This is a genomic window from Ruegeria sp. BI11, from assembly GCF_056538005.1.
On sequence record NZ_JBQFSM010000011.1, the window covers coordinates 144,348 to 166,728 of the forward strand.

The 22,381-nt window shown below is 57.8% G+C and carries 14 protein-coding genes; 1 reads left to right on the forward strand and 13 read right to left on the reverse strand.

The genetic code is table 11. The annotated features are described in order from the left end of the window. Positions 1–227 precede the first annotated feature (227 nt). On the forward strand, positions 228–3,818 hold the full coding sequence (locus ACR0DT_RS20095; protein ID WP_480712458.1) for a flavoprotein: 3,591 nt from the start codon (positions 228–230) through the stop codon (positions 3,816–3,818). Here ACR0DT_RS20095 and ACR0DT_RS20100 read toward each other — a convergent pair. The 13 genes from ACR0DT_RS20100 to ACR0DT_RS20160 all read right to left on the reverse strand — a co-directional run bounded on the left by ACR0DT_RS20100 (position 3,815) and on the right by ACR0DT_RS20160 (position 22,061). Then, positions 3,815–4,978: a hypothetical protein gene (locus tag ACR0DT_RS20100; RefSeq protein ID WP_480712459.1), complete on the reverse strand. Its 1,164-nt coding sequence runs from the start codon at positions 4,976–4,978 to the stop codon at positions 3,815–3,817. The two genes, ACR0DT_RS20095 and ACR0DT_RS20100, sit on opposite strands and share 4 nt — an antisense overlap. 12 nt (positions 4,979–4,990) lie before the next feature. Then, positions 4,991–8,254 (reverse strand): adenylate/guanylate cyclase domain-containing protein, encoded by a 3,264-nt coding sequence (locus ACR0DT_RS20105; RefSeq protein WP_480712460.1) that lies wholly within the window; start codon positions 8,252–8,254, stop codon positions 4,991–4,993. 117 nt (positions 8,255–8,371) lie between these two features. Further along, a complete protein-coding gene (locus ACR0DT_RS20110; protein WP_480712461.1) occupies positions 8,372–10,081 on the reverse strand; it encodes an ABC transporter ATP-binding protein in 1,710 nt (569 codons plus the stop codon). Positions 10,082–10,085: 4 nt separating this feature from the next. Further along, a complete protein-coding gene (locus ACR0DT_RS20115) occupies positions 10,086–11,036 on the reverse strand; it encodes an ABC transporter permease (RefSeq protein ID WP_480712462.1) in 951 nt (316 codons plus the stop codon). Further along, positions 11,033–12,010 (reverse strand): ABC transporter permease, encoded by a 978-nt coding sequence (locus ACR0DT_RS20120; RefSeq protein WP_475212237.1) that lies wholly within the window; start codon positions 12,008–12,010, stop codon positions 11,033–11,035. Before ACR0DT_RS20120 ends, ACR0DT_RS20115 begins: the two co-directional genes overlap by 4 nt. 83 nt (positions 12,011–12,093) lie before the next feature. After that, positions 12,094–13,659: an ABC transporter substrate-binding protein gene (locus ACR0DT_RS20125; protein ID WP_480712463.1), complete on the reverse strand. Its 1,566-nt coding sequence runs from the start codon at positions 13,657–13,659 to the stop codon at positions 12,094–12,096. A gap of 102 nt (positions 13,660–13,761) precedes the next feature. Next, complete coding sequence (locus ACR0DT_RS20130; protein ID WP_480712464.1) at positions 13,762–15,342, reverse strand: ABC transporter substrate-binding protein; 1,581 nt, start codon at positions 15,340–15,342, stop codon at positions 13,762–13,764. A 158-nt stretch (positions 15,343–15,500) separates the two neighbouring features. Continuing rightward, entirely contained in the window at positions 15,501–16,784 is a 1,284-nt protein-coding gene (locus ACR0DT_RS20135; RefSeq protein WP_480712465.1) for an amidohydrolase family protein, read from the reverse strand. A gap of 8 nt (positions 16,785–16,792) precedes the next feature. Then, positions 16,793–17,734, reverse strand: coding sequence for an ABC transporter permease (locus ACR0DT_RS20140; RefSeq protein WP_480712478.1), 942 nt, complete (start codon positions 17,732–17,734; stop codon positions 16,793–16,795). Beyond that, complete coding sequence (locus tag ACR0DT_RS20145) at positions 17,734–18,804, reverse strand: ABC transporter permease (RefSeq protein WP_480712479.1); 1,071 nt, start codon at positions 18,802–18,804, stop codon at positions 17,734–17,736. The genes ACR0DT_RS20140 and ACR0DT_RS20145 overlap by 1 nt, the downstream gene beginning before the upstream one ends. Then, positions 18,804–20,321, reverse strand: coding sequence for an ABC transporter ATP-binding protein (locus ACR0DT_RS20150; protein ID WP_480712466.1), 1,518 nt, complete (start codon positions 20,319–20,321; stop codon positions 18,804–18,806). Before ACR0DT_RS20150 ends, ACR0DT_RS20145 begins: the two co-directional genes overlap by 1 nt. A gap of 39 nt (positions 20,322–20,360) precedes the next feature. Further along, on the reverse strand, positions 20,361–21,350 hold the full coding sequence (locus ACR0DT_RS20155; protein ID WP_480712467.1) for a BMP family protein: 990 nt from the start codon (positions 21,348–21,350) through the stop codon (positions 20,361–20,363). 438 nt (positions 21,351–21,788) lie between these two features. After that, on the reverse strand, positions 21,789–22,061 hold the full coding sequence (locus tag ACR0DT_RS20160; protein WP_480712468.1) for a hypothetical protein: 273 nt from the start codon (positions 22,059–22,061) through the stop codon (positions 21,789–21,791). Between the last annotated feature and the right edge of the window lie 320 nt (positions 22,062–22,381).

The window sequence follows — 22,381 nt, forward strand, 5'->3', positions numbered from 1 at the left end:
TCAATTCAACAACATCGGTGATTTTTGTGTCCAAATGCGATACGGTACGCGCAATTGGGCCCATTTGTTCGCGCTGAACGTGCGTGTTCTGTTGGCCCGGCCAGTGCAGATTAACCGTCGGGCCGGTCCCTTATTTCTGTTTGACCATCAGGCGCCTGACACATGCCACAAGACGCAACACTGGTTCTTTGACGACATTCACGGCTTAGTTCAGGGGGGGAACAGACGTGCCTAAAGACCCGATTGAAAACACTATTTCCTATCATCCAACCGACTCCGAATGGGCATTGATACAAGAGGTTCTGCCCGCCGATGATCCAACAGTAATCCAACCTCATTTCGAGTGTTTCGAGGTGGCCGAGGACACGATCCTGCCATCCCAGGGCATGTATGTGGTGCTGGGCGGCGAGGTGCATCTGCGACAGGACGAGACGGTTCTGGCAACGGCCGATACAGGCGATTATTTCTACGAGGAACATCTTGAGATCTTTGATATTCCCGTCAGCCTCGAAGCGCTGGCCACACCCGGCACCAAGCTGGCTTACCTATCCAGCAACCACTGGCTGGAAATTCCGACCGATATCCGCGAGGCCTGCTATGACACCCTGTTCGGTGATCTGGTCAGCGTACATCTGCAAAACTTTCAGCAACCCATCAATTGCTGCAGCGTGACGGCAGCGGCACTCAGTATGTCTGCGCTTGGGTTCAGTTGCGAAGTCAACGATATCTTTCGCGAATGCGCCCTGCCCACGTCTTTCGTGGTTAATGACGGCATCTCGCTGGGCGAGCTTTACGATGTCGCCTGCACTTTCATCCATACGCAGGGTCTGCGCGACAAGGTGCAGGTTCAGGCCTATTTCATGGATGAGGCCACAACCTCAGTCGAATTGCTGCTTGAGGCGATCGACGAATCCAACCGCCTGGGCGGGGATAACGACATTCTGGTGGCGAATTTTCAGGTCGGTGTAGCCCATGGCAAACCGACCATGCCCGGTGGCCACTTTGCCATCATCGCCAAATGCAATCCCAGCACCGGGCTGGTGCATATGATGGATGTGCACCCCGAGAAATACGGCAAGCTTTGGGTTACCACCATCGACCGACTTTGGGCCGGGATGTCGGACCGTGACGGAACCTCGATGCGGTCACGGGGCATCTTGCGGTTCTCGGCACGTGAGGCAGTGAAGACCAACCTGCAGACCCTGCAGCAGGACTGCAACTATGTGGACAGCACGCTGTATCTGGCCAAAGACCCCAAGAAACGTCGCAACCTGTTCCGGCGGGCCAGCCCGAACATGAACTCGTTGGGGGTGCTGGCCGAAAGCCTTGCGATCCTTGGGGATGAGCAGGTCGATGAAGACAAGCTGCTGATTGCCACGCAGACCGATTACACCGACGCCTTAAGCCGTGTTTCCACCGCCAAGGAAATGCACAGCTTAGCGCAGCGCTATCTAAGCCAGTCACCCGATGTACATCTTGGCAGCACGTTCCACAGCTTTGCCCTGCGCCCTGATCCAGAGGAGATCACACCCGAACGGTGGTTCCAAGATCATTTACGCTTGCTCAACAGCGATGAAGACCGGCACTTGATGATCAACATCGACTTCAACCGCGTGTTGGGATTCGAGGTCATCCGCCCGCCCGAAAACGTGTATCGCGAAACGGCCTTGCTGGAAGAGTTCTGGTGTCTCTGCATCGCCTATGACGAGGACACTGATCTGGTGACCGTGGTGGACATGAGCCCCGCGACCTCGCAGGTCTGGCAGGCCCCGCGCGGGCACATCTTCCGCGGCCTGCGAGATGTGAAAAACCCGGCGATGCTGGTGATTGAGGAATACGAGCCACCCGAAGACCCAACTGACGTGGCGCGTATCGTTGCGACCAATCCAATCGTGCTGTTTTACGCGGATGAGGACCCGTGGTCATACATGTTACGCAGCATCCTTTCGAATATCGGCATCACTAGCGTCAAGCTGATCGACATCGAAGGCCACGGGGCTAATGTGATGAAGATTCGGAGGCAACTGAATGTGCTGACCGGCAAGGAAAAACCGCCTTACCTGTTTTTCCAGGGCAACTGTCTGGGCAGGCGGTCGGACATCGTCGATATGATCCTGAAAGGCGAGTTACAAGAACAGGTGCATGCGGCCGGGTTGCCGGTTTTGCTGCGCCATGAATCCCCCAGTCTGGACAAGAACATCTTTGGCTATCCCAAAGGAGGGCTGACCGATGCGCCGACTGAAAAGCGCAACGTCTTGCTGTGCGCCTGTGGATCTTCGGCGGCCGACAAGGTGCCGGAACTGGTCGAACGGATCACCGAGGCCGGGCACAATGTGAAACTGATCCCTTCGGTCTCGGCCGAGAAGTTCTTTCGTGATTTCGGTACTGCGCGGATCGAAAAATGTATTACTCATAACGACTATTACCGCGACGACGATGAATGGAACTTTCGCTATATCGAGTTCGGCATGCCTCTGCGCGCCTCGCATCTGGCGCTGTGCGATTGGGCCGATTGCGTGATCGTTGCGCCGGTGACCTGCAACACGATGGGCAAGATTGCCAACGGGATTGCCGACAACCTGCTGACTTCGGTCTTTGTGGCGTGGCAATACCGGAACAAGCCGGTGATCCTGTGCCCCGCCTGCAATACCAATATGTGGAACAATGTCACCACCCAGCGGAACGTCGAAAAACTGCGCGATCTGGGCATTGATCTGGTCGGGCCGCGCAAGGGGCGGCTGTCCAACGGCATGATGGGGATCGGCATGATGGCTACCCCTGATCAGATCATGGAGGTTCTAGACGAAGCCTTCGAGGAACTGGCCGATCAGGAACACAACATCTGCAGATGGGCGCAAGAGGCTGCCGCCTCGGATGAGTTCGCGCAATGGAAGCGCGTGTTTCAGGCCATCGACCACGGCATGGCCGGGATCGACATCGTTGATGACAGCAACGGCGATACGCTGCTGCACTATGCGGCAGGCGGCGAAGGTGAGATGAACGAGAGCGGAATGGACCTGGGCAAGCCCGATCTTGAAGCAGCCCAGGCACTGATCGACCGCGGCATCAACGTCAATGCCAGCAACGACCACGGCTTTACCAGCCTGCATGTGGCGGTGATGAACAACTCGGTCGAGATGGTGAAAATCCTGCTGGGGGCTGACGGGATCGACGCCAGCGCGTGCATCCACTTCCTGCAGAACCCCAAGAACGCCAGGGACGCCAAGGTCTCGGAGGAAATTAAGGCGATGCTGGACGATTGGGCCAATACCCACACCCTGACTGAATTGGAGGAAGAGGACGAAGGCGACCTGATCGAGGACCGGGAAAAGACCTATCTCTACTTCACCTATGGGTCGCTGAAGAAGGGGTTCCCGAACCACGACGCCCATATCGAGGTACTGGATGATTTCGTGGGCGAAGCGATCACACGTCAGCGCATGCCCCTGATCGTGCCGCACGAACCGTTCTGCGACAATCCGAACTGCGGCTTCCTGCATCGAATGGCCACGCTGGTCGATCAGAAGGGCCGCGGCAAAGCCGTACGGGGCGAGGTCTATCGCGTCTCATCCTCTGGTTTGAAAGAGCTGGACAAGCTTGAAGGCTATCACGGCCCCAATTCGCCCGAGAATGTCTATGTCCGTAAGCGGATCAACGTGCTGATAGATGGCGTGAAAAAGCCCGCCTATACCTATGTGATCGCGCACCCCAACAAATATCTCGACGAATGGGAACAGGGCTCTTCGGGGATTGTGGCGGAATACACGCTCGACATGGCCACCGGCACACCAAAACCGGGTTTTCAGCCGCCTGCCTAATTCTGGCTTTCGATCACGGTCTCATCCACGGGCCCCGCTTTGAGGCTCAGGTTGTAGCCCGTGATCGCCACCATGCACAGCAGGACAAAAGGCCAGAACGCGGCCTTTGGATACAGGTTGTCCTTGTAGTGGATGAACCGCAGGGACGGCACGGCCTCGGACGCAAACAGGTAGGTGTTAATCGAGACCGCCAGCAGCAGGAAATACATCAGAAAAAAGAACGATTCCATGTAGATCACCGGAGATCCGGCAAAGCCTTCGCGCAATTGCACATGGGCTAGCAGGATCACGAAAAACAGGACTGAACAGGTGCCAATCACGCTGGAGGTGCTGAAATCATGCCGGTCAACCAACTCGGGGCGGCGGGTCACGGTCATCACTGCGCCGAACAGCAGCATTGTCACCACGATTAAGGGGATCATGTGGACGATGAAGGCGTTCCCGAAATTTCGCTTAATCACGAAGTTATAGTGCAGCTCGGGCAGGTTGGTTTGGAATTCATTTTCGCCGATGCCCAACGTCGTATCCAGATCGGACAGGCGATAGTCGAAATAGGTGTTCTCACGTTCCCACGTGCCCATGACGATGCGGGGGTCTATGCCGAAAATGTCGTCGGGTCCAGTGGCGGGATAGGACTTAAAGTCTGGTATTAGAGCCACATTTACATCGAATTCTCCGGGCCAGAACCGAACCCAAACGGTTTTATGGTCGAAGGGGTAACTGGTGTAATCAAAGCTTTGCCGCAGGCTTTGTTCAAAATACCAGCCAATCAGTGTCGTGCCGTCCTGATCCATGCGATAGGCCTCTTCGATCACACCGTTCGCGGCGTCGACGGCCTCGGGCAGGATAAAACCCACCTCATCCTTGGTCGGTTTGATCGCGTCATGAACGCCGTCTTCGTAGTGCTGCCAGACATAACCGCTGACATGCACATCGCTGGCGCCTGTAAAGCTGAAGGATTTGATAAAAATCCCGGTTTTCACCCGATAATCTGGCGCATTTCCCAGATTTTGAAGATACTCATCGACCGAGGCTTGATCCGGCAATTGCGTCGGATCGCCCTCGAAGTGGTTCAGCGCGACCAGAAGTTTGAACAACACGACGGCCAGAGCAAATGTCAGGGCGCCGGAAATCAACCAAACCTTCTTTTCGATGCTCATTCAGCCCCCTGCCTAGTTTAGCCGGCCGACCAGAGACTGCGTGATGCCCATCTCGGCAAAGCGCGCGCCCAGCGCTTCGAAATCTTCATGCGCTGTCATCGGGATACCCCACCCCCCGCACGCGGCCAGAACTCTGGTGTGCTGTATCGACAGATCGACCATTGGTAGGGGTTCCTCGGCGGTGAATTTCGCCAGAGCATCCGCATATTCGGTGGCCCGGTCCCATTCCTGCCGCGCCAGCATGACGGCGCTGGCATCAGGATAAAAATGCAGATGGCTGTGGCCGACACAGCCTTCGGCAATGATCTGAGCACCCAATTTCAGGTGCTGATCCTGTTTATTAGAGTCTGTTTCGGCCATGGCCAGCGCCGACAGCGCCTTGGGTCCTACGAAATTCCGACCATGTTCCAACGCGATATCGACAGCCCGTTGACCGGTTTCCCGCGCCGCGTCCAATTGCCCCGCGTAGACCTGCGTACGAGCCAAATGCTCTAACGCCTGTGCCTCAAGCCGCTTTGCACCAACCCGACTGGCAATTTCTGCCGAGACTGAGAACGTCTCCAACGCCTGATCCAATTCGCCCAGAAAGGTATGCGCCACGCCCAGACAGGTCTGCGCCACACATTCGGGTACAAAGGCAAAGTATTTCTGGGACACTTCAATCGCTTCTTGCGCATCTAGCTTGCCCTGCGCCACATCGCCGGTATAGCTGCGCGCCACGCTGAGATTGTGCAGATTCGCCGCCAGATCGCGCACCAACCCCTTTTCCCGCGCCCGTTCCACCGCCTGCGTATAGAACCCCGACGCGGTCTGCATAGTCGCGTTCATGAAATTCGCATCGCCAAACCCGCTAAGCGCACCAACCTCAAGCCGCGCCGATTCAAGCTTTCTGGCCAGTGTTAGAGCCTTTTCATTGCTTTGCAGCGCATCCTCAACGCGACCCAGAGGGAAGTACACATTGCCGCGGACATAGTTGATCTGGGCAATGTCCCGCTCTGATCCGCACTGCTCTGCGGCGATCTCAGCCGTGTCGAGGCTCTGCAGCGCCTCTTGGTACAAACTAGCCTGGCGTGCCGCCTGCGCCAAGCCGATATGGGCACGGGCGGTCTGCTCATCCGTATCGGCCAGATCAGCGGCTTCTTTGAATTCGCGTAAGGCATCATCCGACAGGCCTTGCAATCGGTGGGTTTCCCCCCGGGCGCAGAACAGATTAAACCGCACGCCGGACGGCGCAGGCAGTTCCAGCGCCCGTTCGATTAGCGGGCTAGCATCGTCGAATTGAAACGCCTGAATCAACTTCTCGGCAGCCTCCAGATATGCCTGCGCCGCATTGGTGGCTCCTGCCCGGTCCAGATGCTGTGCGCGTAGGGTGGCGTCGCGGTCTTCGAACCATTTCGCGGCCTGACGGTGCAGCCGCGCGCGTTCGGATTTCACCAGCGTGGCATAAGACCCGTCGCGGATCAGCGCATGGGCAAACATCAAATCGGTTCCCGCCTCGCGGATCAGAGCAGAGCGGATCAGGGTTGAGGTGTCCAGATGCCCCTCGCCCAGAATAAAGTTCAGCACCTCGGGCGAGAACCGCTGTCCCAATACCGAAGCCGCCTGAATCGCCGCCCGGCTGGCCCGGTCCAACGCATCCAACCGCGATTGCACGATGCCCTGAATGCTGCCTGGCACAGATTCGCGTTTCAGCACGTCAATATTGCGCAAGAGCTGTTCTAGAAACAGCGGGTTGCCCCCAGCTCGCTGCACGCAGGCATCCAGCAGCTCAGGATCTACACCTGTAAATTCCTGAACCAGCTGCCGGGCCTGTTCATCACCCATCGGTGCTAGTTCCAGTTTCGAAGTCAGCGCGCCCTCAGTTCCCATTTGCCATTCACGGTTGATCGGATCGCCTTCGACCCGGCTGGTCATCAACAGCACGCAGGGCAAGTCACGCGTGGTCGCGGCGATATAGGCGCAGGCGGTCAGGATATCGGGGGCGGCCCAGTGGATATCCTCGATCTGAATCAGCATCGGCGCATCGCGGCTGCGTGCCGCGATCAGTTCGTCGATCACTTGCCGTCGCCCCCGCTGGCGGGTGGCATTGTCCATCACTGCATAAACCTCGGCTAGGCCTGGGTCTTGCTCCAGTTCCAGCAGCGCGTTCAGATGTGTGGCGTTCGATGGCGACACCCAGCCTTTGCTCACCGCATCCTGTGCCATTGTCGCGCAAGTGGCGGCATCATCCATGGCCTCAAGCCCTAAAATGCTGCGGGCAACGGATTGGATGGCCGAATGTCCCTCACGCGCGCCAAAGTCCATGACCACGCCATTGTGGATCGAGTAATTTAGGCCTGCGGCCATTTCGGCCACCTGCTCGGACAGGTGAGTTTTGCCGATGCCCGGCTCGCCCAGAACGATATGTACCTCACCTTTGCCGTGCTGCTGGCAGCGGTCGAACGTGGCTGAGAACAGCGACATCTCGCGCTCGCGCCCGACAAAGCGATGACGGCGCGACCGGATGTTGCGCGCCATTCGGTCCAACCGCCACAGCTCGACGGGTTCGTTCAGCCCCTTGATGGGCTTTTCACCCAACGACTCGCCGACAAAAAGCGGCCCTAACGCACGCTGAATGTCATGCGACACCAAAGTATCACCCGGCGTCGCCATATCGGTGATGCGCGAAGCCAGATTCACGCCGTCGCCCGTGACCGTGTATTCTGTATGCGCCTGACTGCCGGTTGTGCTGGCGATCACCTGACCCGACGCGATGCCGATATGACACGACAGCGGCGGGTTCAAACCGGGCAGCACCGCATGAATTTCCAGCGCCGCCCGCGCGGCTCGTTCGGTATCATTGGTGTGCGAGATCGGTGCACCAAACACCGCCATCACCGCGTCCCCGATATGTTTGTCGATCCGGCCACCGAATTTTTCAACCACATGATCCACTTTAGCGAAAAACGCATTCAGCAGCGCATGCATGTCTTCGGCGTCCAGTTCACTGGTCAGGCGGGTAAAACCGGTCAGATCAGCGAACATCACCGTGACCTGCCGCTTGGCGGGCTCAAGCGGGGTTTCAGGTTCATAGGGTTGAACAGTTTCGACCGTCTCAAGCTCGGCAATCGCGCGCAGCAGCCTGCGGCGGTCTCCGACAGCGGTCACTCCGATTTCGATCAGGTCTTCGCCCGTCAGATCGGGCAAAATTGCGAAATCAATTTTGTTATCCAAAAAGGCTTGCGCATATTCAGATAGTCCAAGTGCGCTCAGCCAGTCCCTAAGGTCCTGAGACATGTCGCCCCTCTGAAGCCCCCAACTTCAAAGACAGACCTACCACAGCAGACCTGCCCGAGTCTGCAATGGTTAACGAATTTAATGTTTATGTACGCCCATATGCCCGAAATAAGAGCATTAGGCCTCGGCACTAAGCCCCTCGATCGACAGATCATCCAGTCTGGGCATCAGCCGCAGCAATTCACTGGCGTAATCCGTTTGCGGGTTGGCGAACAGATCATTGGTTTCTCGCAATTCGACCACTTTGCCCTGTTTCATCACCGCCACCCGGTCGCACATCTGGCGCACCACAGGCAGGTCATGGCTGATGAAAAGCAGGGTCAGGCCCAGGTGTTCCTGTAGGTCCTTCAGGATGTTCAGGATCTGCGCTTGGATCGAGACATCCAGCGCGCTGGTCGGTTCGTCGCAGATCAAAAAGCGCGGCTGCGTGGCCAAAGCACGCGCAATCGAAATACGCTGCCGCTGCCCGCCTGAGAATTCATGCGGGTATTTCAACCCGGCCTCATGGCCCAGCCCCACCTGATCCAGTAGTTCATCTACACGGCGTTTGATATCGGCCCCATCCATCAGCCGGTGATGGCGGATCGGTTCGGCCACGATATCGTCAACACGCATCCGAGGATTGAGCGAGGAATACGGGTCCTGAAAAATCATCTGAATGTTCTTGCGATAGGCATCAAGCGCCGCCCGGTTGGTCAGGTCGCTGACCACCTGCCCCTCGAACGTGATGGTGCCGCCATCAACTGGATAGAGGCCAGCGATCATTCGGGCAACAGTAGATTTGCCCGAGCCGGACTCGCCCACAACCCCAAACACCTCACCCGCGCGGATATCAAAGCTGACATCATCCACGGCGGTAAAATAGGTGCGGTTCCAAGGCAGCAGGCCTTTGCTCTGCAGGAACTTCTTGGTCAGGTTTCGGATTTCGAATACCGGTTTGGTGGTGTCATTATCCACCTTGGGCCAATGCCGCGCCATGTCGTCGATGGCAAAGCGGGTCTCGCGCCCGCCATAGCTGATCTGCGGAAAACGGTGTAGTTTCAAAGTCGGGCGCGGAACGGCCGCAATCAGCGACTTGGTGTATTCATGGCTGGGTTGCCCCATGACCTGCGCCGTCGGCCCGGTTTCCACCACCTTGCCCGCATACATCACCGTCACCTTGTCGGTCGTATCGGCAATCACGCCCATATCATGCGTGATCAGGATGACGCCAACCTGACGTTCAGTTGCCAGTTCCTTGATCAAGTCCAGAATTTGAGCCTGAACCGAGACGTCTAGCGCTGTGGTCGGCTCATCCGCGATGATCACATCCGGCTCAGTGCACAGCGCCAGCGCGATCACCACACGCTGCCGCATCCCGCCCGAGAACTGGTGTGGGTATTGGTCCAGCCGCGTGTCCGGATCAGGGATTCCCACGCGGTCGATCAGGTCGCGGGCGCGTTTGTTGGCCTCAGCGTCCGAGCCACCCAGATGGGCCTGAATGGTTTCAACCAGTTGCTCACGCACAGTGAACAGCGGGTTAAGCGAGGTCAGCGGGTCCTGAAAGATCATCGAGATCTTCTTGCCGCGCAGCCCGCGCATCGCCTCGGCGTCCAGACCGCTGATCTGATCACCGCTGAGTTTGATGGTTCCGCTGGCGATACGGCCGGGTCGGTCCAACAAGCCCATGATGGCGGCGCCGATGGTGGATTTTCCGGCACCGGATTCACCCACCAGCCCATGGATTTCGCCGGGTTCAACCGACAGATCCACATGGTTCACAGCAGTGAACAATTTGCGGCGGGTGGGGAATTCGACCGTCAGGTCATTGATTGTCAGAAGGCTCATGAAATCACCGCAGCTTGGGGTTCAGCGCATCGCGCAGCCAGTCGCCCAACAGGTTCACAGAAAGGGCCAGCGCCAGAAGGGTGCAGGCTGGGAAGAACAGAATCCACCACTCACCCGAGAACAAGAAACCCTGTCCAATGCGGATCAGTGTGCCCAACGACGGCTGGGTCGGCGGCGCGCCCACACCCAGGAAGCTGAGCGTTGCCTCGGCAATGATTGCCAGAGCCAATGAGATGGTGGCGATCACCAGAACCGGGCTAAGCACATTGGGTAGGATGTGGCGAAACATGATCGGGATCGACCCGCGGCCAATCAGACGGGCGGCCTGCACATATTCCTTGTTTTTCTCAACCAGCGCTGCACCGCGTACGACGCGGGCGAATTGTACCCAATCCGACAGCGCAATGGCGATGATCAGAACATAGATTGCCATTGCATTGCGGTATTCCGGCGGTGTCACCCCCTTGGCAATGCCAAAGATCAGCATGGCGACCAGGATGGCCGGAAAGGTCAGCTGCACATCGGCAATCCGCATAATCACGGTCTCAACCCAGCCGCCATAATAGGCGGCCATGAGGCCAAGGATCACCCCGATGATCATCGCCAGCAGCACAGCCGAGGCACCCACGAACAGCGAAATCCGCAACCCATACAAGATGGTCGAGAACACGTCGCGTCCCTGATCGTCAGTGCCCAGCAGGAAAGTTTCCTGCGTGAAGGCGTTCGGCGTGCCCGGTGGGGTAAACCCATTCATCAGGTTCAGCGTTGCCGGATCAAACGGATTATAAGGCGCGATCAGCGGTGCAAAGATGGCCGCCAGCACAAGGATAACCACCACGACCGACGCGATAATCGCCACCGGAGAATGGCGGAACGACCAGGCAAAATCGCTGTCCCAGAACTTGGCGAAACGCGATTTGGGCGCGGACTGCGGATTTTCGATAGTATCGGTCATGTGGCCCTCGCGTCGACACGCAGGCGCGGGTCAATGGCATAGTAAAGAAGGTCGACAATCAGGTTGATCGTCACGAACATCACCGAAATCAGCATCAGATAAGCGGCCATGACGGGGATATCGACAAACTGGATCGCGTTAATGAATAGCAGACCAACGCCCGGCCACTGAAACACCGTCTCGGTGATAATGGCGAAGGCTATGATCGATCCCAGCTGCAACCCGGTGATGGTGATAACCGGCACTAGCGTGTTCTTCAACGCGTGGCGGAAATTGATCACTCGATCCGACAACCCGCGCGCCCGGGCAAAGCGGACGTAGTCAGCACGCATCACCTCAAGCATTTCGGACCGCACCAACCGCATGATCAACGTCATCTGATAGAGGCCAAGCGTGATCGCCGGCAGGATCAGCGCCTTCAGTCCCGATGCCGTCAAGAACCCGGTGGACCAGTTGCCGATCTTCACCGTCTCCCCTCGGCCAAAGCTGGGTAACCAACCCAATTCGATGGAAAACACATAGATCAGCAAAATCCCGATCAGGAAGGTCGGCAGCGACACCCCTAGCAGCGAAACGGTCATGATCACATTCGCGGCGATCCCTTGTCGTCGGATCGCCGTAAACACGCCCAGCGCGATGCCCATCGTTATGGCCAGAAAGCCCGAAACAAAGGCCAACTCAAGCGTGGCAGGCGCACGTTCGATCAGGATCGTCGAGACGGGCCGCCCCTGACGGTACGAGACCCCAAAATCGCCCTGAACCGCGCCTTTGAGGAACTTGAAATACTGCACTGGAAAGGGTTGATCCAATCCCAGTTCGGTGCGCAGCCGGTCAATGTCGGCCTGAGTGCGTTCCTGCCCCAACATGTTGTCGATCGGATCACCGACAAAGCGGAACATCGAAAAGGCCACCAGACCCACGACCAGCAGCACGATCACGGATTGGAACATCCTTCGGACGATATATGCGAACATTCGTTTCCCTCGTTGATCGGTCTCTCTAGGCTGGCTTTGACCAGATGGTCAAGCTATCGCTAACAGACAGACGCGACGTTCCGTTAGTTCACCGTCACCCAGCGCAGCAGAAAGAAGTTGTCCGGCCGCTGTGTCAGGTCGACATTGCTGCGCGTGCCCCAAACCAGGGGCTGGACATACATCGGCACATAGACCTGCTCGTCCTGAATGATCTGCGCGACCTCATCCAGCATGGCCTGACGTTTGGCTTCATCCAACTCCGATTGAATCATCGGCAACAGCTCGTCCACGCGCACGTTCGAGAATCCGCCAAAATTCCAACTGCCCAACTTCTTTTCCTCATTCGGCGTAGCCACAAGGAACCGCACCGGGTGTTCGGCGTCTAACGTGCCCGGGCTCCAGCCCAGCAGGTACATGTCGTAGTTATCCTCGCGCAGCTCGGGCCAATAGTTGCGGACGGGCATGGCCTCCAACTCTGCCGTGATCCCGATCTGAGCCAGCATCGAGACGACGGCCTGGCAGACGGCCTCATCATTCAGGTAGCGGTCATTGGGGCACTTCAGACCGAATGAGAACCCATCTGCAAACCCTGCCTCGGCCAACAGCGCCTTGGCAGTCTCAACATCGTAAGCAGGACGATCAGCATGGGCTGAGGAATAGCCGCTCATGGCGGGGCTAACCAGTTGCGAGGCGGCTTCGGCATTGCCGCGCATGATGGTGGCCAGAATGGCATCGACATTCACTGCTTGTGCTACCGCCTTGCGGACGCGCGGATCGCGGAACGGGTTCGGTTTGCCTGCGTCATCGGTGTATTTCAGCGTCTCGGCCTGGTGGTCAAAGCCCAGCATGATCACGCGCGCTTCGATTCCCTGAATAACGTCCACCTCATCGTTGCCTTGCAGGCGCGCGACATCCTGAATCGGCACCGGGTTGATCATGTCCACATCGCCCGACAACAGTGCTGCAACGGCGGTCGCCGGGTTCTGGATTGGGGTGAATTCGGCGCGGGTGATGTTGTGTTCGACCTCACCCCACCAATCACCAAAAGGTTCAAGAACCGTGCGCAGCCCCGGCTCACGCGCTGTAACTTTAAACGCACCGGTGCCATTGGCATTCAGCGTGGCGTAGTTGCCAGTTTCCTTGTCGGGCACGTCGGCGTCATTAGCCTCGGTCCAGCCCTGATCCATGATCATCCAGTTGGCGATGGATGACGGGAACAGCGGGTTCGGCGCGGTGGTCATGAAATCTACGGTGTAATCGTTGACGACCTTCACCTCGCTGATCGGCGCGAACCAGCTGCGGGTGTCAGCCGCCTCGCCCGAAGCGCGCTGATAGCTGAACAACACGTCCTGCGCATCAAAGGTGCTGCCATCGTGAAAGGTCACGCCCTCACGCAGATTGAAACGCCAGCCTTCACCATCACCGATCGGCTCCCAACTGACGGCCAGGGCGGGTTCGACGCTCATATCCTTGTCGCGGCGGACCAGCCCTTCGTAGACGTTGTTGAGAAACCCTAGAACCGGAGCTGAGTTGACCGCGTGTGGGTCCATCGTTTGCGGGTCTGTGGTCGAGGCCCACTTGAACTCGGCCGCCTGAACGCTGGTGGCGGCCAGAAATGCCAAGCCTATGGCACTGTTTCTGAGGAACATGGCGAAATCTCCCTGTGGCTCTCGCAAAGGGGTCGTATTGAAGGATAACGCAAAAGGCAGGGCGCGAGGATCACGCCCTGCCAAGTCACTATTCTGATTACATTAGTTCAGAGTGAAGTACTTGATCTTGGGCGAGTCTTCCGGCTCGACCACGGTGCCGACGTTGGACTTCATGCCCCAGTTCAGCACCTGGTGGTGGATCGGGATGTACAGTTGTTCGTCCTGAACCACCTGCCAGATTTCCGCGATCTGCTTGTCACGCTCGGGCAGGTTGGTTTCCGAGGCGAGACCCTGAATCTTGGCATCCAGCTCCGGGTTGGAATACCGCGTGCCGTTCCACGACCCGTACTTCTCACCCTTGGTATGCGCCAGGAAGTTGAAAATGTACTCCGAGTCGTACGTTGGAACGCCCCAACCCAGCATGTAGAAATCGGTTTCCAGGTTGTTGATCAGCGGGAAGTGCTGCGCTTTGGGCTTGGCATCCAGGTTCACGGTGATTCCGATCTGCGCGAGCATACCAACAGCGGCCTGACAGATCGCCTCATCATTTATGTAGCGGTCATTCGGGCAGTCCAGCTGAATGGTGAAGCCATCCGGATAGCCAGCCTCGGCCATCAGGGCCTTGGCGCCTTCGATATCGGTGGTGGACGAGCTGTCCATGCCTTCATCCCAGCCATTCACGAAGGGCGGGGCAATCATGCCGGCAGGTGCCGACTGGCCGCGCATCACAACCTGCTTGATCGCATCGCGGTTGATCGCCTTGGACATGGCCTGGCGCACGCGGACATCGGACAAGGGGTTCTTGCCGTCCACATTGTCATTAGCCAGATCGGCGTCACCCATGTTCAGACCGAAAAAGATCACCCGGTTCTGCGGTGCTGTGCGCACGTCCAGACCATCGGCTCCGGCCACACGCTCAAGGTCCTGCACCGGCACGTCTTGGATGAAATCGACCTCGCCCGACAACAGAGCCGCAACACGAGTGGCGGCGTTCTGGATCGGAGTATAGATGATCTCGGTCACCTGCAGCGGGAATTCGTCCTTGCCCCAGTAGTTTTCATTGGCGGCCAGAACGGTTTTCACATCCGGTTCACGGCTGACCAATTTATAAGGGCCAGTGCCGTTGGCGTTCTTGGCTGCGAACGTGTCTTCGCCACCCTCATAGTCCTGCACCTTGACGGCGTTGTTCGCCTCGGCCCAAGCCTTGTCCATCATGAACATGTTGGTCAGGTTGTTGGGCATGATCGGGTTCGGACCGTCAGTTTCGATCTCGACCGTATACTTGTCGGGCGCGCGCACCTCTTTCACCGAAGCCAACAGCTCTTTGTAATCGGAATCCGGCGTCATCGCGCGGTTCAGCGAGAACACAACGTCTTCGCTGTCGAACTCGGCCCCGTCATGGAAGGTCACGCCTTCGCGCAGCTTGAACACCCAGATATTTGGGTTCTCTTCCGACGGTGCCCATTCGGTGGCCAATGACGGCACCAACGCGCCGGAATGGTCGCGCATCACCAGTGTTTCCATAATCTGGTGCGCCAGCGCCGAAGTCGGGCCTTCGTTCTGGGCATGCGGATCCAGCGTCAGCGAGTCGCCCGCCCGCGCCCAGCGCAGGGTTTCAGCCGAAGCGCTTGCGGCCATCAGCGCAGTCGCACTGGCGGCAATCATCAGGTTTCTTAGGATCATCTTATTCTCCCCGGTTTCTTGTTAGCGCCGTCGTTGCGACGGCCGGCCGCTTGCTGCGACCTTGGTGCAACTGATCATCCAGATCATTTTGATTGTTGCAACAATAGATTGAGTCTGGACGCCGCGACCCAGCGGAAACTCCGGCCAAACTGCACAAATCAGACAAATGGTACCTGCGCCTCGTCCAGGTTCTTTTCTCCTGTGGGTAGGTTTAGGTCACAAGTAACCGGGCTTGACTGGGCAATCACGCGCCCCTTGCGCACCACAGCCAGTCGATGGGCGCGCAGGCGGATCGCCTCGATCCGGTCACGGGCCTGAAGCAGCACGAAGTTGGCCGCACAGCCTTTGGCAACGCCATACCCCTGAAGCCCCATGATCCGGGCCGAGTTTTCGGTGACCGCATCAAAGCACCAATCCATATCGGCCCGGCTTGAGAGTTGACCCACATGCAGCCCCATAAAGGCAACATCCAGCATGTCAGCCTTGCCCAGCGAATACCATGGGTCCATCACGCAATCCGAGCCGAACCCCACCGTGATCCCCGCATCGCGCAGTTCGCGCACCCGGGTCTGGCCGCGGCGTTTGGGATAGGTGTCGTGGCGGCCTTGCAGCATGATGTTGATCAACGGGTTCGGGATTGCATGTACCCCGGCCTCGACCATCAGCGGGATCAGTTTCGAGACATAGTAGTTGTCCATCGAATGCATCGACGTCAGGTGTGACCCCGCAACCCGACCATTTAGACCCAAACGTTGGGTTTCGTAGGCCAATGTCTCGACATGTCGGCTTTGCGGGTCATCGCTTTCGTCACAGTGCATATCGACCATCAAACCGCGCTCGGCCGCGATTTCACACAGCAGGCGCACAGATTTGGCCCCGTCGGCCATCGTACGTTCGAAATGCGGGATACCACCCACCACATCCACACCCATATCCAACGCGCGGATGGTATTCTCCATCGCTGTGGGGTCGCGCAGAACGCCATCCTGCGGGAAAGCCACCAATTGCAGTTCCAGGTAATCCTTCACCTGCTCGCGCACCTGCAGCAAGGCCTCGACGCCCTTCAGCTCATCATCGCAGGTGTCCACATGGCTGCGGATCGCGCCAATACCTTTGGACACGGCCAATTCGCAATAGCGCAATGCACGGGCAACGATGTCGTCGACGTTCTGGATCGGCTTCAGCTCACCCCACAACGCGATGCCTTCCAGCAAGGTGCCCGACACATTCATGCGCGGATTGCCCAGCGATAGAGTCGCATCCATGTGGAAATGAGGATCGACAAACGGGGGCGAGACCAATTGGCCGCCTGCGTCAATCTCCTCGCCCGCTTGGGCAGTGATCCCGGATTCAATCGCAACGATTTGACCGTCCGCACAAGCGATATCAACGCCGGTCTGGCCATCAGGCAGAGTTGCATTCTTGACGATCAAGTCGAACATGGAGGCTCCTATCTTTGGCCCTTGAACCAGGGGGTGAGCAATGCACGCGGGTAATCCGCCGACCGGGCTGCGACGACAAGCGCAATGATTGACAGGATATACGGGGCCATCAAGAACACCTGTCCCGGCACTAACGCGCCAATCTCAGTCTGCAACCGAACCTGCAACGCATCAAACGCGCCAAACAGCAACGCGCCCAACAAAGCTTTGCCGGGACGCCAGCTGGCGAAAATCACTAGCGCGATGCAGACCCAGCCGCGCCCATTGACCATCCCGAAGAAGAAGGCGTCAAAGGCACTCATGGTCAGGAAAGCACCGCCCAGAGCCATCAGTGCCGAGCCCGCGACAATGGCTCCGATCCGCAGCCCGTAAACCGACAGGCCTTGTGCATCCACACTGTCTGGGTTGTCTCCAACCGCTTGGACGGCCACGCCCAAAGCAGTGCGGTTCATCACATACCAGACCACCGCCACCAGCAGCAGTGCCAGCCAGGTCAGTGCGGTCTGCTGGAACAAAACAGAGCTCAAAAAGGGTAGTTCAGACAGTATGGGCAAGTCCAACGGTTGGAACGGCTCGATCCGGGGCGGAGAAGACACGTTCGGCAATGCCGTGCGATAAGTGTAATAACTGACCGAGGTAGCAAACAGCGTAATCCCCAACCCCGAGACATGCTGCGACAGGCCCAGAGGCACAGTCAGGATCGCGTGCAACAGGCCAAAGAAGGCCCCCGACAGCGCAGCGACCAACACACCGCCCCACAACCCCGCGCCCAGCCAGACAGCCATCCAGCCGCACATGGCGCCGACGACAAATATCCCCTCGATCCCGAGGTTCAGCACGCCCGCACGTTCGCAGATCAACGCGCCCAACACCCCAAAGATCAGCGGCGTCGCAATGCGCAGGGACGCGGCCCAAAAACTCTCAGAAAGCAGGATATTGAGGATGTCCATCATGACGCCGCCCTGGTGGTACTGGCCCGGACGATCCGGTAGCGTGCAAAGAACCCTCCGACCAGAACGCAAAGCAGCGAAACCGATACAACCAAGTCGGCCAGAAAGGACGACACACCCATGGCGCGGCTCATACTATCGGCCCCCACGAACACGGAGGCGATAAAGAGCGCGGCGATCACTACGCCCACAGGCGACAGACCTGCCAGCATGGCCACCACGATGCCCGTATAACCAAAACCGGGCGACAGGTCTGAGGTCAGATAACCCTTAAGCCCCGCAACCTCGCTGACCCCCGCCAAACCGGCCAGCCCGCCTGAAAAAACTGCGACCCCGAACAGAGATCGGTTCACATTGATCCCGGCGTGACGCGCGGCGGCGGCATTTTCCCCTACCGCCCGCAAACGGAAACCCCAAACCGAGCGGGCCAGCATGAATTGTGCCAAACCAGCCAATATTAGAGCCAATATAAGTCCCGAATGCACTCGCATCCGCTCTATCAATGGCGGTAGCATACCCTGCTCCAGGACCGGGGCCGATTGCGGCCAGCCCAGGCTCATCGGATCCTGCAGCGGCCCTTCCAACATCATTTGTACAAAGATCAGGATGATGAAGTTCAGCAACAGCGTGGTCACGACCTCATCCGCGCCAAAGCGTGTTTTCAGGTAGGTCGGGGTAACCATCCCCGCCGCGCCCCCCGCCGCACCCAGCACCACAATCAGCGGCAACAATAGGATGCCGGGCACATCCAGCGCCCCTGACCCAACGGCCACTGCGGCCATCGCACCCAGATAAAGCTGCCCTTCGGCCCCGATATTCCACAGCTTGGCACGGAATGCCAAAGCGGCAGCCAGACCGGTGAAAATCAGCGGCGTAGCGCGGGTCAACACTTCGGAAAACGCAAAAACAGAGCCAAACACGCCGCGAAACATCTCTTGGTAAGCCAGAACGGGGTTTGCTCCAGCGGCCAGTAAGGGGATGGCGGCGAACCCCAGCGCAATCAGCGCCGACAGAATCGGAACGCCCAAAGTAAAGGCCCGGGACTGAGTCTGGCGCGGTTCAATGCGGATCATGCCGGTTCTCCTGCCATCATCAGCCCGATCTGTTCCCGGTCACGACCGGGGGCTTCATGCAATTCACCATCGCGGATCACTACGATCCGATCAGCCAGGCCCAGAATCTCATCGAGGTCTTCTGAAATCAGCACCACTCCGGCCCCACGTTCGCGTGCCTCAAGCAGGCGGCGTCCGACCTCAGCCGCAGCCCCCATGTCCAACCCGCGGGTTGGCTGGTTGGCTAGGATTAGGCGCGGTCCGCGGTCAAATACCCGCGCAAGAATGAGCTTCTGAATATTACCGCCTGACAACAACCGCGCTGGAGCTTCAACGCCCGGCCCCCGCACGTCATAGGCTTTTGCCAGACGTTGAGCATTTTCCTGAATTGCTTCGCGTCGCAGAAGACCGCGCGATTGCACATCCGGATCATCCAAACGTTCGATCACCATGTTCTCGGCCACGCTCATCGCGCCGACGATGCCCTCGCGGTGGCGATCTTCGGGAATGCGGCCCACGCCCGCACTTACCATCAAAGCGGGAGTTGGCACGTCAATTTCAGTCGCATCCACAGTAATTAGACCCTGTTCAGGCTGTTTTAAGCCCGAAATCACATCCGCCAGTCCACTTTGCCCGTTCCCCGAAACCCCGGCAATTCCAAGTATTTCATGCGCACAAACCGTTAGGTCCACACCGGTCAGCGTATCGCGCTTTGATCGGCCCACAACCGAAACGCCCGACAAGGTCAGAACCGGCGCGCCCGGTGCCAATGCCGCACCAGCCAGTTCTGGTGTGTCCGCTCCGACCATCATTCTGGCGATAGATTTTTCATCCGCGTCCGAGGTCGCCATCTCACCCACTTTGCGCCCGTGCCGCAGTACCGCGATCCGGTCGGAGAAAGCTAAAACCTCACGCAGCTTATGGCTGATGAATATGACTGACAGCCCTTCGCCCGTCATCATTCTGATGTTTTCAAACAGAGTGTCAGCCTCTTGCGGAGTCAGTACGGCAGTGGGTTCGTCCAATACCAAAATCCTCGCCTGTCGATACAGCGCCTTCAGGATTTCCACCCGCTGTCTTTCGCCAACCGATAGCCGCCCAACGGGCGTGTCCAGCGGTGCGGTCAAACCACTTCGGTCAATGATAGCTTGGATCTTTCGCCTAGCTTCACGCCGATTGCGGCGCAGGGCGAACAAGGGTTCCGAACCCAGAGTAATATTGTCTAGGGCCGAGATGTTCTCGGCCAGCGTGAAATGCTGATGCACCATGCCCACGCCCGCGGCCAATGCCACCTGCGGATGACCAAGCGGTAGCTGCTGCAGGACACCCGCCTCGTCAGCGACTTCGATTGACCCTGAATCGGGCAAATAATGTCCGAACAGCATATTCATCAACGTGGTTTTACCCGCGCCATTTTCACCCAACAACGCCAGTACCTCACCCTTGTTCAGGGTCAGGCTGACATCATCATTAGCGACAACCGGACCAAAGCGCTTGCTGAGCCCGTTGAGTTTCAGAACCGTGGCATCTTTCATTGGAAACGCGGGCCGGTGTAAAGACCGACCCAAGTGCAATCAGTTATCCGAGACCGGGCGGTCGTCGTTCACATTCACCCTGAACAGACCGTCCAAAATTTCGGCCTGACGGGCATTCACTGCCTCGAGTACCTCGGTCGGCACCAGTTCCTCGTCCAGAACCATCGACCCGCCTCCATAGCCCATAAAGCTGTACTGCCCGTAATCCGCAGCCTCGAACGAACCACCCGCCACATTGGCGATGGCTTTATCGATGGTCGGTTCCATATGCCACAGGGCCGAGGCCATGATCGTGCCCGGGTAATCGCCTGAGGTGTCGATGACGTTGCCCACGGCTTTCACGCCCCGCTCAACCGCCGCATCCGAGACACCAAAGCGCTCTGCGTACATGATATCCGCACCCGCATCCATCATCGCGATAGCGCTTTCTTTGGCTTTTGGCGGATCGTACCAGCTGTCGATGAAGGTCACGAGGAAGGTGACATCCGGGTTCACTTCGCGGGCACCGTCCATGAAGGCGTTCATCAGGCGGTTCACCTCGGGAATGGCATATCCACCGACCATGCCGATCACATTCGATTCCGTGGCCGCACCCGCCACCATGCCGGTCAGATAGGATGGTTCATGAATCCAGTTGTCAAAGACCGAGAAATTGGGTGCCACCGGCCCAAAAGATGACCCCATCAAAAAGGCGGTGTCAGGGTAGTCTTTTGCCACTTTGCGCGCGGCGCGTTCTAATCCAAACACCTCTCCTACAATAAGCTGCGCCCCCTGTTCGGCATATTCGCGCATCACACGCTCATAATCCGTGTTCGCCACGTTTTCCGAGAACACATATTCAATGTCTCCCCGCTCGGCTGCGGTGTTCAGGGCCTTGTGTATACGGCTGATCCATTGCTGTTCTACCGGCAAGGTATAGATCGCCGCCACCTTGACGGTTTCGGCCGCCGCCAGACCAGCGGAATATAGGGTTGAAGCTGCGGCGACCGCAGCCAGCAGTACTCTTCTTGAAAATTTTGTTTTCGTCATAACACTCTCCTGTCTAGCGGGATGGCAGCATTTTTTTACTGTTCAGTCAATTTTTTCGTCCAATTCCCATGCGACTGCGAGCATTTCAAAGACCAATCGAACAATCGTTGGGCACCGTCCCGCTACAATCATCAGTGGCCGAACGCATACTCTAAATGGATTTCGGATCATTTTTCTGGCGGCTTCAGCCGCATTTCCAAGAACAGGGCGCTAGCAGCCGAACTGGTCAAATTGAGTGCCTTGGAACCATAGAGCGGAGCAACGACACACACGCCTTGCGTGTGTCGGGCCTCAACGAGTGTAAGCAGTTCTCCGGGGGACAATCCCGAGTATTCTACACGACAAAGTCTTCCAGAAATCAGAGATTGCAGTAGTGGCTTTCCAGGAGGCAGTGCGCCGAATTGGCGCACCGTATTTCGTTGGATTACACAGGCTGGTTCAGTTGGTTCTCACTGTGCTTGTGGTGCTGTTTGACGACCCGCCGCCACCGCCGGCTGCAGCCACACCCACAGCGGCCGCAGCCACACCAAGTGCAGGTGCAACAAGAGGCACAAAACCGGTCACGCCCTCAGCCGCAGCTGCGGTGGCTGCACCGTCCAGCGGAGCAACGCGGGTGGCATCAACCTGGCCTGGGGTTGCACCTTCGGTAGCGTCCTGCGCATAGGCGCCGATGGTTGAAAGCGTCAAAATAAGCAGGGTCGCTCTGATCATCATGAATCTCCTAAATCAAGCCTTGGCCGGACGCTATCACACCCAGTCAAAGCTGAGAATGCCACTGCGAAAAAAATTTTACGTATGTTCCGGGAAGGTTTTTCTTTTCAGCAACTTGCCACGATTCGGCTCTTGCATAAACACCCATCGGCACCTCAGCAGCAGCCGGGGCACTCGGGCATCCGACCCGGTCCGGGTAAGCTACCGATCAGCGCCAACCTGGGATGACTTTCTGCATGTTTTGCAGATATGTCACATGGGGTGATGAAGGTGTTTTGTTTCGAATTGGCGCGGGACGTTGGTTTGGAAAGTCGCTAATG

Bases quoted from the DNA above. Each gene is read 5' to 3' on its own strand.
- ACR0DT_RS20100 (WP_480712459.1), bottom strand. From the start codon at position 4,978: ATGAGCATCGAAAAGAAGGTTTGGTTGATTTCCGGCGCCCTGACATTT.
- ACR0DT_RS20105 (WP_480712460.1), bottom strand. From the start codon at position 8,254: ATGTCTCAGGACCTTAGGGACTGGCTGAGCGCACTTGGACTATCTGAA.
- ACR0DT_RS20110 (WP_480712461.1), bottom strand. From the start codon at position 10,081: ATGAGCCTTCTGACAATCAATGACCTGACGGTCGAATTCCCCACCCGC.
- ACR0DT_RS20115 (WP_480712462.1), bottom strand. From the start codon at position 11,036: ATGACCGATACTATCGAAAATCCGCAGTCCGCGCCCAAATCGCGTTTC.
- ACR0DT_RS20120 (WP_475212237.1), bottom strand. From the start codon at position 12,010: ATGTTCGCATATATCGTCCGAAGGATGTTCCAATCCGTGATCGTGCTG.
- ACR0DT_RS20125 (WP_480712463.1), bottom strand. From the start codon at position 13,659: ATGTTCCTCAGAAACAGTGCCATAGGCTTGGCATTTCTGGCCGCCACC.
- ACR0DT_RS20130 (WP_480712464.1), bottom strand. From the start codon at position 15,342: ATGATCCTAAGAAACCTGATGATTGCCGCCAGTGCGACTGCGCTGATG.
- ACR0DT_RS20135 (WP_480712465.1), bottom strand. From the start codon at position 16,784: ATGTTCGACTTGATCGTCAAGAATGCAACTCTGCCTGATGGCCAGACC.
- ACR0DT_RS20140 (WP_480712478.1), bottom strand. From the start codon at position 17,734: ATGGACATCCTCAATATCCTGCTTTCTGAGAGTTTTTGGGCCGCGTCC.
- ACR0DT_RS20150 (WP_480712466.1), bottom strand. From the start codon at position 20,321: ATGAAAGATGCCACGGTTCTGAAACTCAACGGGCTCAGCAAGCGCTTT.
- ACR0DT_RS20155 (WP_480712467.1), bottom strand. From the start codon at position 21,350: ATGACGAAAACAAAATTTTCAAGAAGAGTACTGCTGGCTGCGGTCGCC.
- ACR0DT_RS20160 (WP_480712468.1), bottom strand. From the start codon at position 22,061: ATGATCAGAGCGACCCTGCTTATTTTGACGCTTTCAACCATCGGCGCC.